The organism is Limnohabitans sp. TEGF004, from assembly GCF_027924965.1.
In the GTDB taxonomy this organism is placed as follows: Bacteria; Pseudomonadota; Gammaproteobacteria; order Burkholderiales; family Burkholderiaceae_C; genus Limnohabitans.
The window spans coordinates 1838728-1854525 of sequence record NZ_AP027056.1 but is presented as its reverse complement, the minus strand read 5'-3'; the positions used below and the strand labels follow the sequence as shown (position 1 = coordinate 1854525).

Genomic DNA, 15798 nt, shown 5'->3' with positions numbered 1-15798 from the left:
TCGGGGGTAAACCCGCGCCTCTGAGGGTGTTCGCTACTGCATACAATGCCCCATCGTTTTGAAGCGCTCATCACAAATGTGTGTCGCAAAACGGTTTGTTTTAACAACTCAAGGGAGTCTTTCATGGACCGTCGTTCCGTTATTAAAAACGCTGGTATTGCAGGTATTTTGGCTGCCGGTGCAGCCCCAGCAGTGCACGCACAAGCCGCTATCCGTTGGCGCTTGGCTTCGAGCTTCCCCAAGTCGCTCGACACCATCCACGGTGCTGCTGACACATTCGCCAAGGCTGTCAAAGCCATGTCGGGTGGCAAGTTCGAAATCTCGGTGCACGCAGCTGGCGAAATCATGCCTGCGTTCGGCGTGGTCGATGGTGTGCAACAAGGCTCTATCGAAATGGCTCACACAGCCCCTTACTACTTCTTCGGTAAGGACGAAACATTTGCTTTGGGTTGTGCCATTCCTTTCGGTTTGAACAGCCGTCAAATGACTGCTTGGATGTATGAAGGCAACGGCTTGAAGCTGATGCGCGAGTTCTACGCCAAGTACAACATCGTGAACTTCCCAGGCGGCAACACAGGCGCTCAAATGGGTGGCTGGTTCCGCAAAGAAATCAAATCGTTGAATGATTTGAAGGGCTTGAAGTTCCGTATTGGTGGCTTCGGCGGCAAAGTGTTGGAGCGTTTGGGCGTTGTGCCACAAAACATTCCTGGCGGCGACATCTATCCAGCGTTGGAAAAAGGCACCATCGACTCAGCCGAGTGGATTGGCCCATACGACGATTTGAAATTGGGCTTCAGCAAAGTGGCGCCTTTCTACTACTACCCAGGTTTCTGGGAAGGTGGTCCAGAGTTGGACTTCTTCATCAACGACAAAGCATTCGCTGCCCTGTCGCCTGAGAACAAGGCCATCGTGGAAGCCGCTGCTGCCATGGCGCACACTGACATGCAAGCCAAGTACGACGCACGTAACCCCGCTGCTTTGAAGCAGTTGGTGGGCTCTGGCACCAAGTTGCGCGAGTTCCCGAAAGACGTGATGGCTGCTGCCTTCAAAGAATCCATGGCTTTCTACGACGAAATCAGCGCCAAGAACGCGAACTGGAAAAAGGTTTACACCGACTACGCGAAGTTCCGTGGCGACTCCAACCTGTGGTTCCAATTCACGGAAGCCAAGTTCGACTCGTTCATGCAAAAGCAAAAGCTGTAATTCAGCCTTTGTGCAGGAACAAAAAAACCGCGCTACGGCGCGGTTTTTTTATGGGCGTTTGTTTTCAGTCTTTTTAAAACTCGCGAAACGCTGCCAGCTCTGCGCTCAGGCGTTCGCATTCGGCTTGCACCTGTGGGCTGCTGATGTAGAACACGGCAAATTTGCCCATCAAGGTCCGCACATAAAAGCGTGGCGCCATGAACCATTCCAAGCCACGGATGCGGATGAGTTTGGCGTAGGCCAGTTCGTCGTAGCTCATGTGCTTGTCCCAAATCCAGGTTTGGTGAATGCCTTTGGCATCGAGTCGTGCACGGCTGTGCATGACATGCCATGTGGTCCAGGCGAGCAGGGCCCAACCCAACACAAACCAGCCCGCATTGCGTAAACCATTGACGCTGGTGTCGCCGCCAAATTTGCCTTGCTGCCACAGGGTCAGCAGCCAATAACCTGAACCCACCAAGGTGGTCCAGGTGATGGCTTGAAACCAGCGTGAGAACGCTGGACCTTCAACGCCATCGTCGATGGAGGGGTGAAACACAAAGGGTGTTGGGCCCAGGGCTGGCGTGGTGGTTTGTTCGGTGGTGGTCATACGGATAGGTGTGATGTGACTGGCAAGAAAAAGCCCCTCAGGCGTACCGGAGGGGCTGGTCGTCGTTGGGGACGTTATTTTTTGAACAAGTCTTCCATGCGCTTTTGCTCTTCGGCAGCGGTTTCGCCTGCTGCAGGCTTGGTGCCATCGAGCTTGAGCTCGGCTTCGGGTGTCTCTTGCTCGGTGGGCATTTCAATGACCACTTTGTCGAGGTCGACCTTTTCTTCTTTGTCCAAGAACATGGTCACAGTCTCGGGCACGAAGATCACGATCACCACCAAGACCACTTGCATGATCACCCATGGAATGGCACCCATGTAGATGTCGTTGGACTTGACGGGTTTTTCGATGCGACCTTCTTTGAACAGGGTATCCGCAATGCCACGCAGATAGAACAGCGCAAAGCCGAAGGGCGGATGCATGAAGCTGGTCTGCATGTTCACGCACAGCAGCACGCCGAACCACACCATGTCGATGCCCATCTTCTCGGCAACTGGGCCGAGCATGGGCAAGATGATGAAGGCGATTTCAAAGAAGTCCAAGAAGAACGCCAAGAAGAAGATGAAGATGTTCACCACAATCAAGAAGCCCACCACGCCACCAGGCAAGCCTGTCAGCAAGTGTTCGACCCACTTGGCGCCGTCCACACCTTGGAACACCATGGAGAACACGCGTGAACCAATCAGGATGAACACGACCATGGCGGTGAGGCGCATGGTGCTGTGCATGGCTTCCCAAATCAGGTCTTTGTCCAAACGGTTATGAATGGCAGCCAAGATCAAAGCGCCCACGCAACCCATGGCACCGGCTTCGGTGGGGGTTGCGATGGCGGTGTTGATGCCCGGCAAACCGCCCATCGAGCCCAAGACCGCGAAGATCAAGAAGGCTGATGGGATGATGCCGCGCAAGCACTTCATCCACAGGTGGAAACCATCTGCTGTGCGCGCTTCTTTTGGAATGCCTGGCACGTGCTCGGGCTTGATCAGGCCGAGGGCAAAGGTGTAGAGCGCGAAGATGCCGACTTGCAGAATCGATGGGCCCCAAGCACCTTTGTACATGTCGCCCACAGAGCGGCCGAGCTGGTCAGCCATCACCACCAACACGAGTGAGGGTGGTACCAACTGGGTGATGGTGCCTGAGGCTGCCAGCACGCCAGTGGCGTAGCGCATGTTGTAGCCGTAGCGAATCATCACGGGCAGTGAAATCAAGGCCATGGCAATCACTTGGCCAGCCACCGTGCCGGTGATCGCGCCCAAGATGAAGCCTACGATGATGACCGAGTAGCCTAAGCCACCGCGCACGGTGCCAAACAGCTGACCCATGGAGTCGAGCATGTCTTCGGCGAGGCCACACTTTTCAAGGATGGCACCCATGAAGGTGAAGAAGGGGATGGCCAGCAACAAGTCGTTGCTGAGAATGCCAAAAATGTTCAACGGCAAGTTGGACATGAAGCTCACAGGGAACCAGTCCATGCTGATGGCGAAGAGGCCACAAGCCAAGCCTAAGAACGCCAGCGAGAACGCGACAGGGAAGCCAATCAGCATCGTCAGCACAAGGCCGCCGAACATGATGGGTGCGAAGTTTTCCATTTGCATGATCGTGAGTCCTTATTGCACTGGCTTTTCGTAGTGCGTGTCCATTTCAAACTTGCCTTGCAAGTAAGCCACGCGCTTGATGATTTCACTCAAACCTTGCAGGAACATCCAAGCAAAGCCCAAGGGAAGAAGGAGCATGGCGGGCCAACGAATCAGGCCGCCTGCGTTGCTAGACATTTCGTTGGTGACCAGCATCTTGAGAAACAGAGGAAAGCTCAACCAAGCCAACATGGCCATCACGGGCAACAAGAACACCACCAAGCCAAACAAGTCCACGTAGACAGGCGCGTTCTTTTTGAGTTTTCCGTAGAACAGGTCCACGCGCACGTGTTCGTTGAGTTTGAGCACCAAGGGTGCGCCCAACATGACCGTGGCTGCGAACAAGTACCACTGAATTTCGAGCCAACCGTTTGAGCTGATGTCAAAGCCGTAGCGGATGAATGCATTGCCTGCCGAGATGACAGCGGCTGCTAATACGCCGAATGCCGCCAAGTGACCAAACTGTTCACTGATGCGGTCAACGCCTAATGCAAATTTAAGAAGTTTTGACACTGAGTGCCTCCATTTTTTGCCAACCCGTGATGGTACCAAGACAAACGCTTGCTGTGTCTTCACCCACATGAAGATTTCAGAGGTGACTTGAAATTAGTTCACATGCCCAGTGGTCTTATCAACTGGCCTTTTTGGTCCGTCTGAAGGTCCACCACGGCAGCTGTTGGTTCAGTGATTGCACCTGCCCACTGTCTTGGGCTGCGTAGCCCGGTAGGGCGTTGAGTACCTCATGCCAAGTAGGCGCTTGCAGCAGTGTGCGCAGGGCTTGTGTGGCGGGTGTGTCAAGCGCGGATTTGAGGCAAACCAAATGAAATTGTTCACGCACCAAGGGCACAAAGCCCAGGCTTCGTGCTGCGGCAGTGCTTTCAATTCCCAAGCCCACATCGCCCCGTCCTGAGGCAATGGCTTCGGCCAAAGCGGTGTGGGATGGCTCTTCCTCAGCGCTGCTGTTTAAGGCGTTTGGTTGGATGTGGTCTTGCCGCAGCAAGTCGTCCAGCAGCACACGTGTGCCGGTGCCTGGGCTGCGCTGCACAAACCGAGCTTGGGTGCGCACTACATCGGTCAAGTTTTGCAGCTGCAAAGGGTTACCCGCAGCGGTGATGAGGCCTTGAGAACGCGTGGCAAAGCCAATGATTTTGTGCAGGCCCGGCTGTAATAAATTTTTGTAGGCGGCCGCGGTGTGTGAGGCATCGCCAGGGTGGCTTTGCGTGTGAAAACCAGCCAAGGTGCAACGCCCTTCGTTGAGGGCGCGAATGGCGTCTACGCTTCCGCAAAAACGGATGTCCAAATGCAAACCGTCGTTGGCCGCGTGTTCGCGCAGGCGCGGCAAGGCGTCGTCGTGGCTGGCATACAGGGTGAGCACGTGGGCGTCGGGGTCAAAAGCTACGGCAAAAGTGCGTTCTAGGTCTGCACGCAAAGCTTCTAGCTGTGGTGCTAGGCGTGCTTGGGTTTGGCGCTCTGCCCACATGAGCTTGTCGCCAAATTCGGTCAGCTTGGCCGATTGGCCTTTTTCCCAAATGATGAGTTCGTGGCCCAGCACATCTTCCCAGCGCTTGAGCTCGCCCCAGACATGGCGGTAGGACAGGTTCAGCTCTCGCGCTGCCGCAGAGATCGAACCTTTTTGGTCTACGGCTTGCAGCAAGTCCATCAAGGGATGACGCAACAAAGCAGCCTCGTTACTTGAGGTTGTATCGCTGTCATCTCTGTGACTAAGTGTGTAGTGAAGGCTGACGCTATGCACGGATTTACATATGGTGGGGTATTAGGTAGCTGGCTACGATAACTGAAGTTTTGATTGATTTATGACGACGTTCACCGATACCGCGCTGACTGCGCTTCATTTACTGACTGAATTAGACCCCGTGCTTTGGTCCATTGTTGGACGCTCCTTGTGGGTGAGCGTGCTGGCCACGGTGATGGCGTGCAGCATCGGTGTGGTGCTGGGTGCTTGGTTGGGCGTGGCGCGTTTTGCAGGGCGCGATGCGCTGCTGACGGTGCTCAACACTTTGCTGGCTTTGCCCTCGGTGGTGGTTGGTTTGTTGGTCTATTTGCTGCTGTCGCGCACGGGGCCTTTGGGTTCTTTGGGGTGGTTGTTCAGCCTTAAGGCCATGGTGCTGGCGCAAACGATATTAGTGCTGCCGGTGGTCACGGCGCTCACGCGCCAATGTGTGGAAGATGCTGAGCGCAACCACGGCGAGCAGCTGCAGTCGCTGGGCGCCAAGCCTTGGCTGCGCAGCGTGCTGCTGGCGTGGGACGAGCGCTACACCTTGCTCACCGTGTTGATCGCTGCCTTCGGTCGTGCCATTTCCGAAGTGGGTGCGGTGATGGTGGTGGGTGGCAACATCGAAGGCTTCACCCGTGTGATGACGACGGCCATTGCGCTGGAAACCAGCAAGGGTGATTTGCCTTTGGCTCTGGCCTTGGGCCTGGTGCTCATGAGTGTGGTGTTGTTGTTGAACGTGTTGATTTCTGCGCTGCGTCGCTGGCGACAACGCATCGACGGTGCTGGCGCTGACCCCGTGCAAGGGGTGCTGGTATGAGTGCGGTGTTGAGTTTGCAAGATGTGTCGGTGCAGTTCGATACGCACATGGCGTTGCACGATGTCAACTTGCAAATGAAGGCTGGCGAGCGTGTGGCGTTGGTGGGCGCGAATGGCTCTGGAAAAAGCACACTGCTGCGCGTGGCGCATGGTTTGTTGAAAGTTTCAAGTGGCAGCGTGGCTGTGGCTCCTGAGGTGCACCAAGCCATGGTGTTTCAGCGCCCGCACATGTTGCGCACCTCGGTGCTGCGTTTTGTGGTGTGGGGTTTGTGGCTGCAAGGCACACCTTGGCGTGAAGCGCATGTGCGTGCCATGCAGGCGCTAGAGCGCGTGGGTTTGCAAGATATGGCTGAGCGTTCGGCACGCACTTTGTCGGGCGGGCAGCAGCAGCGCTTGGCACTTGCCCGTGCGTGGGCCTTGAACCCTAACTTTGTGTTGTTGGACGAGCCCACGTCTAGCCTTGATCCGCATGCCAAACGCGAGGTGGAGCGCTTGTTGGCTGAGTGGGTGGCATCGTCGAATGTGAGCCTGCTGTTCAGCAGCCACAACTTAGGCCAAGTCAAGCGCTTAGCCACCCGTGTGATTTATTTAGAGGCAGGCCGTGTGTTGGCCGACCTGTCCATGGAAGAGTTTTTCAATCGACCTTTGGGTGAGAGCCACCCCGAGGCACATTTGTTTTTAAAGGGAGAGTTGGGATGACACGTCGTACACATTTGGTTTCGTTGGCTGGTTTGCTGGCTGTGGCTTTGACATTTGGCAGCAGCGTGGCCCAAGCGCAAGCACCTAGCATCGTGATGGCGTCGACCACGTCCACCGAGCAATCGGGTTTGTTCTCACACTTGCTGCCGGCTTTCAAACAAGCCACGGGCATTGACATCAAGGTGGTGGCTCTGGGAACTGGCCAAGCTTTGGACACTGGTCGCCGCGGCGATGCAGATGTGTTGTTTGTGCACGATCAAGTGGCCGAAGAAAAGTTTGTAGCTGAAGGCTTTGGCGTAAAACGCCTGCCTGTGATGTACAACGACTTCGTGCTGGTTGGCCCTGCGAATGACCCAGCCAAAACACGCGGCAAAGACATCGTGTCTGCCTTACAAAAAGTGGCCAACACGCAAGCCGGTTTTGTGTCACGCGGTGACAAAAGCGGCACACACGCGGCTGAATTGCGCTTTTGGAAACAAGCGGGTTTAGACAACAAAGGCAGTGGCTACAAAGAGTGCGGTTGCGGCATGGGCCCAGCGTTGAACATTGCGTCATCTACGGGCGCATATGCACTGACAGACCGTGGCACTTGGTTGAACTTTAAAAACCGTCAAGATTTGCAAATCTTGGTCGAAGGCGACAAGAGCTTGTTCAACCAATACGGCGTCATGGTGGTCAACCCCGCCAAGCACCCGCATGTCAAAGCAGATTTGGCACAGAAGTTTGTGGACTGGGTCGTTTCACCCGCAGGTCAAGCTTCGATCAACGGCTACAAAATTGGTGGCGAACAACTGTTCTTCGCCAACGCCAACAAATAAGCGTGTGCGGTGCGGCTAGGATTCGTGCATGAGCATCGAATCTTTAGCCAGCATGCCTTTGAACGATGGGCGTAGTGCACAGGTCTTTTTTGCTGAGGCGCAAGTGCTTGCCGCGCAATGCGGTGTGACCTTGCGCACACCACCGCCTGAGCCCACTACTTGCTGTGGGCGGGGCTGCAATGGCTGTGTGTGGGAAGGCTTCTTCGCTGCTGCAACGTTTTGGCGTGAAGACGCGTTAGAAGCTTTGAGGAACGCTAGGGCTTTTTAGCAAATGCTTGGCCATCGACGGTCAAGCCTTGTTCTGAAAACTGCTGCGCTTTGTTTTGACGAATGCCTGAGACGCGTTGCATCAGATCGTTCCAGTCTTTGAAGGGGCCTTGTGTGCGAGCTTTGAGCACCTTGGCGCTGAGTGCTGGGCCCATGCCTTTGACACTGTCTAATTCGGCCTCGTTAGCTTGGTTGATGTCTAGCGCTAAGGCCATGTCGCAGCACATCAGTGCGACAGCAGCGCTCAACCATACGCGCGATAAACCCTTCTGTACGCTGCGTATCGTCGCCTTGAACATCGAGCAACCACCGAAGTCGTTTTGCAAGATGTTCATGGACGGCGTGCTTACTTGCTCAAAGTCGCCATGTATTGCGTCACACCGCTTTGCACATCGGCAAATGCGTGGTCGCAGCCGCTGGCGCGCAGGTTGGTCAGGTCAGCTTGTGTGTAGCACTGGTATTTGCCACGCAGTGCATCGGGGAAGGGTACGTATTCGATCAAGCCCGCTTTAGCAGCACTGGTCAAGTCCAACGTAGCTTCACCTTTTTTGGCACGCATGGCGTTGACCACGGACAAGGCCACATCGTTGAACGGTTGTGCGCGGCCAGAGCCGAGGTTGAAGATGCCAGATTTGTCTGGGTTGTCTAAGAACCACAGGTTCACAGCGACCACGTCATCGATGAAGACGAAGTCGCGCATTTGCGCGCCTTGGGCGTAGCCGCCGTATTCGCCAAACAACTTCACTTTGCCTTCAGCGTTGAATTGGTTGAACTGGTGAAACGCCACGCTGGCCATGCGGCCTTTGTGTTGCTCGCGTGGGCCGTACACGTTGAAGTAGCGAAAGCCCACCACTTGGCGCTTGAATTTCTTGAAGTTGTTGTTGCACTCCAATCGCATGCGTTGGTCAAACAACAATTTGGAGTAGCCGTACACATTGAGCGGCAACTCGTATTCAGGCGTCTCAATGAAGGTGTCGCTGCCGCCGTAGGTGGCAGCTGACGAGGCGTAGAGCAAACGTGTGCCGCTTTGTTGGCAGGCGTTGAACAAGCCACACGAGAGGGTGTAGTTGTTGTCCATCATGTACTTACCGTCACTCTCCATGGTGTCGCTGCAAGCGCCTTCGTGGAACACGGCTTCAACTTTGCCAAAGGCATTCTCGGCAAAGAGTTCGTAGAACACGTCTTTGTCGAGGTAGTCGGCAATCTTCAAATCGGCGATGTTGCGAAACTTGTCGCCTTCTGTCAGGTCATCCACCGCGATGATGTTGGTGATACCGCGAGCATTCAAGCCCTTGATGATGTTGCTGCCGATAAAACCAGCGGCGCCTGTGACGACGATTTTCATAACTTCTCCAGATTCATCAAGGCACTTTGCGTAGCCCTTGGTTTTGTATTTATCGGGCCTGGACTTAGGCCATCAATTCTTCGTAGCTGACCGTGGCCGTACCAAACTTGCCCACCACCACGCCACCTGCTTTGTTGGCCAATGGCATGGCATCACGTAAGCTCAAGCCAGCCGCCACCAAGGTGGCCAAAGTGGCAATCACGGTATCGCCAGCGCCTGTGACGTCAAATACTTCACGTGCTTGGGCAGACACAGTCAATTCGCCTTGTGCATCGAACAAGGTCATACCTTCTTCGCTGCGGGTGAGTAGGAGTGCATCGAGCTTGAGCTCTTGGCGTAGGGCGTGGGCTTTTTGCACCAGCTCGGCTTCGTTGCTCCACTTGCCAATGACTTGTTCGAGTTCTGCACGGTTAGGGGTGATGCAGGTTGCGCCTGCGTAGCGTGAGTAGTCGCTGCCTTTGGGATCAATCAACACAGCTTTGTCAGCAGCGCGAGCGGCCGTAATCATTTGCGACACATGGGCCAAGCCGCCTTTGCCGTAGTCAGAGAACAGCACCACTTTGTGAGCTGCAAGCAACTGCATGAACTGATCGGTTTGCGAGGCCAGCACTTCGTTTTGCGGCGTGTTCTCAAAGTCCACGCGCAACAGTTGTTGCTGGCGGCCAATGACACGCAGCTTGACCGTGGTTTTGAGTTGGCTGTCGCGGCCTAAGTGTGGGGCGATGCCGGTCTTGGCGACCAAGTCTTCCAGTAAGTGGCTGGCTTCGTCGTCACCGACGACCGATAGCAGGGATGCATGTGCACCCAAGCTCACCACGTTGTAGGCCACGTTGGCGCAGCCGCCTAAGCGGTTTTCTTCGCGTGTGATGCGTACCACGGGCACGGGGGCTTCGGGGCTGATGCGGTCGACGGCGCCATACCAATAGCGGTCTAGCATCACGTCGCCTACGACCAACACGTGGGCAAGGCTAAGTTGTTGTTTGTTCACTGTCATAGTTCTTCCACGCGACGGGCGGGGTAGCTGTCCCAAGCTTGGCAGCCTGGACATTGCCAAAAGTGTTGGCTGGCTTCAAAGCCGCAAGCAGCGCAGCGGTAACGTTGCAGCGGTTTGGCTGCGCGTTCAAGGGCGCGTTGCACTTGCGGGTGAAATTCTTCGTGCTCAAATTTTTCGTTGGCAATCCACTGCGTCGCAGCGACCAACGAAGGTTCACGTTCTAAATGCTTCGCAAACAAACCACCCGTGTTGGTTTCACCTTGTGCTTTGCGCAGCGTGACGATGGCGTTGAGCACATCGAGTGAGGCTGTTTTGGCGTAGCTGGTTTCTAGCAAGGCGATGGCTTTGGGCGCGCAGTTCAAAGTTTGCGCCAATGCGGCGAGCTTCGGCGCGAGCAAAGGCAAAGAGGCAGGCACTTGCGTAGCCAAGTTTTCCAGCGTGGCGTAGGCGTCGCTGGCGCGGTCTGTCTGTTCATACGTCTTGGCCAGTGCGATGCGCGCGCGCGCGTTGTTGGGCGCCGCTTCCGTGGCTTGCTTGAGCAAGGCCACCACTTGATCGGCGTGTTGCGTCACGTCAAGGCTTTCAGCCTCTTCGCACAAGTAGTGCGCCAAGCGGCCTTGAAAACTGCCTTGACCGCTGTCGCCCAATTTCTTGGCGATGACCGAGGCCTTGGCCCAATCGCGCGAACGTTCGTAAATGCTCAGCAATGCCAAGTGGGCTTGTGCTTGGTGGGCGGTGCCTTCGAGTTTGGTCAGCGCGTCTTCGGCGCGGTCAAGCAAGCCAGCTTTGAGGTAGTCCAAGGCGAGGGCGTGTTGGGCGCGGTCGCGGTCGGCTTGGCTCAGGTCGCCGCGTGACAGCAAGTGCTGGTGCACACGCACGGCGCGTTCGTATTCGCCACGGCGGCGAAACAAATTACCCAAAGCAAAGTGCAGCTCAGAGGTGTCGGGGTCGTGTTGCACGGCCTCGATGAAAGCATCGATGGCTTGGTCTTGCTGTTCGTTCAGCAAGTAATTCAAACCTTTGAAATACGCTTTGGGTGTTTGACGGTTTTCAAGGCGCAACTGGCGCAAGTCCATGCGCGAGGCCACCCAACCCAAGATGAAGGCCAAGGGCAAGCCCAGCAAAATCCAGCTGAGGTCAAATTCCATGTGTAGGGTCCGCAGGAGAGGGGGCTGACACTGTCGGCTCAGAGGTTGAGGTGTTGGCCAGTTTGGCCAAGCGACGGTGTTTCCACCAGCGCGGCACCATGCCAATCACGCCCACCGCCACGCCCATGACGAAGACGGTCAGCAGCACCAACACCAACGGCGCGCTCCACGTGGTGCCAAAAAAGAAATGGACCACGGCGTCGTGTTGGTTGTTCAGCGCAAAAGCGAACAGGGTAAAAAAAATGGCTGCTTTCAGTAACAACTGAAGCAGCCACATGAGGTTTTTCAAGTTAGCTCCTCTGTGACGAGAACCATTTTAGCCTTGCGGCATCTTGAAATAAACCGTTTGCTCAACCTTTGGGTGCAGACCCCGCCAACAATTCTTGAGTGCGTGTGTCCACCGCTTCGCGCAGGGCTTTACCCGGCTTGAAATGAGGCACACGTTTCTCAGGAATCGCCACGCTTTCGCCGGAACGCGGGTTGCGTCCCATGCGAGGCGGGCGACGGTTGATCGAAAAACTGCCAAAGCCTCGCAACTCAATGCGGTGCCCGCGCACCAGCGCGTCGCTCATCGCGTCAAGAAGCGTCTTGACAGCGAACTCGGCATCGCGGTGCGTGAGCTGCCCAAAGCGGGCAGCCAGTTCTTCGACCAGGTCTGAACGGGTCATCAGTTGTTGTCGAGCTTAGCGCGCAACAAAGCGCCCAAGCTGGTTGTACCAGCGTTTTCGCTCTTAGATTGGCTAGACAAGGAAGCCATGGCTTCTTGTTGGTCCACAGCGTCTTTGGCTTTGATGGACAACTGAATGTTGCGGGTCTTGCGATCCACGTTCACCACCACAGCAGTCACTTCGTCGCCAACTTTCAACACGTGGCTTGCGTCTTCCACGCGGTCGCGTGAAATTTCGCTGACGCGCAAGTAGCCGATGATGTCTTCGCCGAGGTCGATTTCAGCGCCCTTAGCGTCCACAGTCTTGACCTTGCCGGTAACGGTTTGGCCTTTGTCGTTGATCGACACGAAGGTGGTGAATGGGTCTGAGTCGAGTTGTTTGATACCCAAGCTGATGCGCTCGCGGTCCACGTCCACAGCCAAGACCAAAGCTTCAACTTCTTGACCCTTCTTGAATTCGCGCACAGCGTTTTCGCCGGTTTCGTTCCAAGACAAGTCAGACAAGTGAACCAAGCCGTCGATGCCGGCAGCCAAACCAACGAACACGCCGAAGTCGGTGATGGACTTGATTGGGCCCTTCACGCGGTCGCCGCGCTTGGTGTTTTGAGCGAAGTCTTGCCAAGGGTTAGCTTTGCATTGCTTCATGCCGAGGCTGATGCGGCGCTTGTCTTCGTCGATCTCGAGGACCATGACTTCGACTTCGTCGCCCAATGACACGATCTTGGAAGGCGCGACGTTCTTGTTGGTCCAGTCCATTTCAGACACGTGCACCAAGCCTTCGATGCCTGGTTCGAGTTCCACAAACGCGCCGTAGTCGGCGATGTTGGTGATCTTGCCAAACAAGCGAGTGCTTTGTGGGTAGCGGCGGTTGACGCCCATCCAAGGATCGTCGCCCATTTGCTTGAGGCCCAAAGACACGCGGTTTTTCTCGGTGTCGAACTTGAGGATCTTGGCAGTGATTTCTTGACCAGCTGTGACCACCTCAGATGGGTGACGCACACGACGCCATGCCATGTCGGTGATGTGCAACAGGCCGTCGATGCCGCCCAAGTCCACGAATGCACCGTATTCGGTGATGTTCTTGACCACACCATTGACGATAGAGCCTTCTTTCAAAGTCTCCATCAACTTGGCGCGCTCTTCGCCCATCGAAGCTTCCACCACAGCGCGGCGTGACAACACGACGTTGTTGCGCTTGCGGTCGAGCTTGATGACTTTGAATTCCATGGTCTTGTTCTCGTAAGGAGACAAGTCTTTGATCGGACGTGTGTCGATCAATGAACCAGGCAAGAAGGCGCGGATGCCGTTGACCAACACGGTCAAGCCACCCTTGACTTTGCCGCTGGTTGTACCAGTGACAAATTCGCCAGATTCCAGAGCTTTTTCCAAGCTCATCCACGATGCCAAACGCTTGGCAGTGTCGCGGCTCAAAATGGTGTCGCCGTAGCCGTTTTCAACGCTACCGATCGCAACTGACACGAAGTCACCAGCTTGGACTTCGAGCTCGCCCTTGTCGTTCTTGAATTCTTCGATTGGCACGTAAGCTTCAGACTTGAGGCCAGCGTTCACCACAACGTGGTTGTGCTCGATGCGGATCACTTCAGCAGTGATCACTTCACCGGTGCGCATTTCGGAGCGCTTCAGAGATTCTTCAAATAGGGCGGCAAAAGATTCAGACATTTATTTCCTTTGTCTCATCACGGGAAAGAGGGCAGCGTAACTGCTGCGCCACATGGGCCTGCGATAAGCGGTGGTTTTGTGGCGTGAGCCACGGGTTAAGTTTTAGATCCGTAGGGCCAGTGCGCCAATGTGCAGCGCGAGGGGAGCCTAACGGGCCAGGTTTTGCAGCCTATTTCAAAAATTTAAAACGGCTGCTTTGCTTGCCACCACGTCAACACTTGATCTACCGAGGCTTCGATAGAGAGCGATGAGTTGTCGAGTTGGTAAGCATCTTGTGCCGCTTTCAAGGGCGCCACGCTGCGCGATGAATCGCGTGCGTCGCGGGCCTCTAAGTCGGCGCGAAGACTGTCAAGTGTAGTCGAAATACCCTTTGAAATCAATTGCTTATGACGACGCTCGGCGCGCTGAGCTGCGCTCGCAGTCAAAAACACTTTCAAAGGCGCATCAGGGAAGATGACGGTGCCCATGTCGCGGCCATCGGCCAACAGGCCGGGTAGGCGTTGAAAACTGTGCTGTAGGGCTACCAAAGCGGTACGAACGGTAGGTAAAACGGATACTTTTGAAGCATTCATGCCGGCTTGTTCGGTGCGAATGGCGTTGCTGACGTCTTCGTTACCCAGCCACACGGCTTCGCCCTCAAAGCGAACGGGCAGGGTGCGGGCGAGGTCGGCAATGCGGGCTTCGTCGTTGGCCTCTAGCGATAGACCAGCTTTCAGTGCGGCATAGGCGGTCACGCGGTAGAGAGCGCCTGAGTCAAGGTAGTGATAGCCCAAGGCCTGCGCCACGCGGCTGGCCAAGGTGCCTTTGCCAGAAGCAGTGGGGCCGTCGATGCAAATGACGGGAATGTCTTGGACCTTCGCGTGCGACACCGAGAACAAGGCCTCGAAGTAATCGGGGAAAGTTTTGGCCACGCACTTGGGGTCTTCAATGCGCACGGGTACTTGGTCGGCGTTGAATGCTGCTAGCGAGAAACACATGGCCACGCGGTGGTCGTCGTAGGTGTGGATGCTGGCGGCGTTCCATTGGCCCTGCGCAGACGCATTGTTGTGTTTGCCATTTGGCAAAGGGTGAACCGTGATCCAGTCTGGGCCTTCTTCCACCGTCGCGCCCAGCTTGCGGCATTCGGTAGCCATGGCCACGATGCGGTCGGTTTCTTTCACACGCCAGCTGGCGATGTTGCGTAGGGTGGTAGGACCGTCCGCATACAGCGCCATCACAGCCAGGGTCATGGCGGCATCGGGGATGTGGTTGCAGTCGAGGGTGATGCCTTTGAGCGGCCAAGCGCCACGGTTGATTTCGAGCCAGTTGGGTCCACTAGTAATTTTTGCGCCCATTTGTGCGGCAGCGTCCATGAAGCGGATGTCGCCTTGGATCGAATCTGCGCCTACGCCTTGGATGCGGATACCGTCGCCTTCAGCGATAGCGCCGAGTGCGATGAAATAACTGGCCGAAGAAGCATCAGCTTCGACGTGAATCGTGCCTGGCGATTGGTAGCTGCAACCTTGCGGAATGGTGAAGCGTTGCCAGCCATCACGCTTCACCGCAATGCCGTAACGCGCCAACAGATTGAGCGTGATGTCGATATAGGGCTTGCTGATGAGCTCGCCCACCACTTCAATCACGATGTCTTGTGATTTGGCAGCCAAAGGCAAAGCCATCAACAACGCTGTGAGGAACTGGCTCGACACATCGCCGCGCACTTGAATGGGGGCATCTACTTTGAGGGTGGGTTTACCAATGTGCAGCGGTGGAAAGCCGTCGTTGCCCAAGTAGTCAATCTTGCAGCCGAGCAAACGCAACGCATCGACCAAATCGCCAATTGGACGCTCGTGCATGCGTGGCACGCCCTTGAGCGTGAAGTCACCGCCCAGCACTGCGAGTGCAGCGGTGAGTGGGCGCATAGCAGTGCCTGCGTTGCCCATGAAAAACTCAATCGCGTCTTGGTGCTTGAGCTGACCACCTAAGCCCGTGATGGTCACGGTCGTGCCTTGCACGTCCACACCGCAGCCGAGTTGGCCTAGTGCGGCCAACATCACGCGAGTGTCATCCGAATCCAGCAGGTCGTGCACGACGGTGGTGCCTTGGCACAGAGCCGAGAGTAGCAGCACACGGTTTGAAATGCTTTTAGAGCCAGGCAGCGTGACAGTGCCAGAAGCGCCTTGCAGCGCGGGGAGGTCGAGGAAGGCGGTGGAGAACATGTTTG

17 protein-coding genes are annotated in these 15798 nt (G+C 55.8%); 5 read left to right on the top strand and 12 right to left on the bottom strand.

The features are described 5' to 3' along the window. The first annotated feature begins 123 nt into the window (after positions 1–123). On the top strand, positions 124–1203 hold the full coding sequence (locus LINBF2_RS08880; protein WP_104800948.1) for a TRAP transporter substrate-binding protein: 1080 nt from the start codon (positions 124–126) through the stop codon (positions 1201–1203). Positions 1204–1276: 73 nt separating this feature from the next. Here LINBF2_RS08880 and LINBF2_RS08875 read toward each other — a convergent pair whose 3' ends face one another. The 4 genes from LINBF2_RS08875 to LINBF2_RS08860 all read right to left on the bottom strand — a co-directional run bounded on the left by LINBF2_RS08875 (position 1277) and on the right by LINBF2_RS08860 (position 5179). Continuing rightward, the gene (locus tag LINBF2_RS08875) at positions 1277–1792 is read right to left on the bottom strand and encodes a hypothetical protein (RefSeq protein WP_281888254.1); all 516 of its coding nucleotides are present in this window, start codon (positions 1790–1792) and stop codon (positions 1277–1279) included. Between the two features lie 74 nt (positions 1793–1866). Further along, positions 1867–3387 carry a TRAP transporter large permease subunit gene (locus tag LINBF2_RS08870; RefSeq protein WP_104800947.1) on the bottom strand — a complete coding sequence of 507 codons (1521 nt, stop codon included), beginning with the start codon at positions 3385–3387 and terminating at the stop codon, positions 1867–1869. A gap of 12 nt (positions 3388–3399) precedes the next feature. Then, positions 3400–3939 (bottom strand): TRAP transporter small permease subunit, encoded by a 540-nt coding sequence (locus LINBF2_RS08865; protein ID WP_104801055.1) that lies wholly within the window; start codon positions 3937–3939, stop codon positions 3400–3402. Positions 3940–4057: 118 nt separating this feature from the next. Continuing rightward, a complete protein-coding gene (locus LINBF2_RS08860; RefSeq protein ID WP_281888252.1) occupies positions 4058–5179 on the bottom strand; it encodes a substrate-binding domain-containing protein in 1122 nt (373 codons plus the stop codon). Between the two features lie 61 nt (positions 5180–5240). Here LINBF2_RS08860 and LINBF2_RS08855 point away from each other — a divergent pair, with 61 nt between their 5' ends. The 4 genes from LINBF2_RS08855 to LINBF2_RS08840 are packed head-to-tail and all read left to right on the top strand — an operon-like array spanning position 5241 to position 7762. After that, a complete protein-coding gene (locus LINBF2_RS08855) occupies positions 5241–5978 on the top strand; it encodes an ABC transporter permease (RefSeq protein WP_281888251.1) in 738 nt (245 codons plus the stop codon). Next, complete coding sequence (locus LINBF2_RS08850; RefSeq protein ID WP_281888249.1) at positions 5975–6676, top strand: ATP-binding cassette domain-containing protein; 702 nt, start codon at positions 5975–5977, stop codon at positions 6674–6676. Before LINBF2_RS08855 ends, LINBF2_RS08850 begins: the two co-directional genes overlap by 4 nt. Continuing rightward, positions 6673–7494: a substrate-binding domain-containing protein gene (locus LINBF2_RS08845; RefSeq protein WP_281888248.1), complete on the top strand. Its 822-nt coding sequence runs from the start codon at positions 6673–6675 to the stop codon at positions 7492–7494. The genes LINBF2_RS08850 and LINBF2_RS08845 overlap by 4 nt, the downstream gene beginning before the upstream one ends. Before the next feature lie 52 nt (positions 7495–7546). Beyond that, entirely contained in the window at positions 7547–7762 is a 216-nt protein-coding gene (locus tag LINBF2_RS08840) for an oxidoreductase-like domain-containing protein (protein WP_281891315.1), read from the top strand. Here the strand turns inward: LINBF2_RS08840 and LINBF2_RS08835 are convergent. The 8 genes from LINBF2_RS08835 to LINBF2_RS08800 form a co-directional block, all read right to left on the bottom strand. Continuing rightward, entirely contained in the window at positions 7749–8096 is a 348-nt protein-coding gene (locus tag LINBF2_RS08835) for a helix-hairpin-helix domain-containing protein (protein ID WP_281888246.1), read from the bottom strand. The two genes, LINBF2_RS08840 and LINBF2_RS08835, sit on opposite strands and share 14 nt — an antisense overlap. Before the next feature lie 11 nt (positions 8097–8107). Continuing rightward, positions 8108–9106 (bottom strand): ADP-glyceromanno-heptose 6-epimerase, encoded by a 999-nt coding sequence (gene rfaD, locus LINBF2_RS08830; protein ID WP_281888245.1) that lies wholly within the window; start codon positions 9104–9106, stop codon positions 8108–8110. A gap of 64 nt (positions 9107–9170) precedes the next feature. Further along, on the bottom strand, positions 9171–10100 hold the full coding sequence (gene rfaE1, locus LINBF2_RS08825) for a D-glycero-beta-D-manno-heptose-7-phosphate kinase (protein WP_281888243.1): 930 nt from the start codon (positions 10098–10100) through the stop codon (positions 9171–9173). Next, on the bottom strand, positions 10097–11248 hold the full coding sequence (lapB, locus tag LINBF2_RS08820; protein WP_281888241.1) for a lipopolysaccharide assembly protein LapB: 1152 nt from the start codon (positions 11246–11248) through the stop codon (positions 10097–10099). The genes rfaE1 and lapB overlap by 4 nt, the downstream gene beginning before the upstream one ends. Beyond that, entirely contained in the window at positions 11238–11537 is a 300-nt protein-coding gene (locus LINBF2_RS08815) for a lipopolysaccharide assembly protein LapA domain-containing protein (protein ID WP_281888240.1), read from the bottom strand. Before LINBF2_RS08815 ends, lapB begins: the two co-directional genes overlap by 11 nt. A 61-nt stretch (positions 11538–11598) precedes the next feature. Further along, positions 11599–11916, bottom strand: a complete 318-nt coding sequence (locus tag LINBF2_RS08810; protein WP_108357859.1) for an integration host factor subunit beta — start codon at positions 11914–11916, stop codon at positions 11599–11601. Next, positions 11916–13595, bottom strand: a complete 1680-nt coding sequence (rpsA, locus tag LINBF2_RS08805) for a 30S ribosomal protein S1 (protein WP_281888238.1) — start codon at positions 13593–13595, stop codon at positions 11916–11918. The genes LINBF2_RS08810 and rpsA overlap by 1 nt, the downstream gene beginning before the upstream one ends. Positions 13596–13777: 182 nt before the next feature. Beyond that, positions 13778–15793 carry a bifunctional 3-phosphoshikimate 1-carboxyvinyltransferase/cytidylate kinase gene (locus tag LINBF2_RS08800; protein WP_281888237.1) on the bottom strand — a complete coding sequence of 672 codons (2016 nt, stop codon included), beginning with the start codon at positions 15791–15793 and terminating at the stop codon, positions 13778–13780. Positions 15794–15798 lie beyond the last annotated feature (5 nt).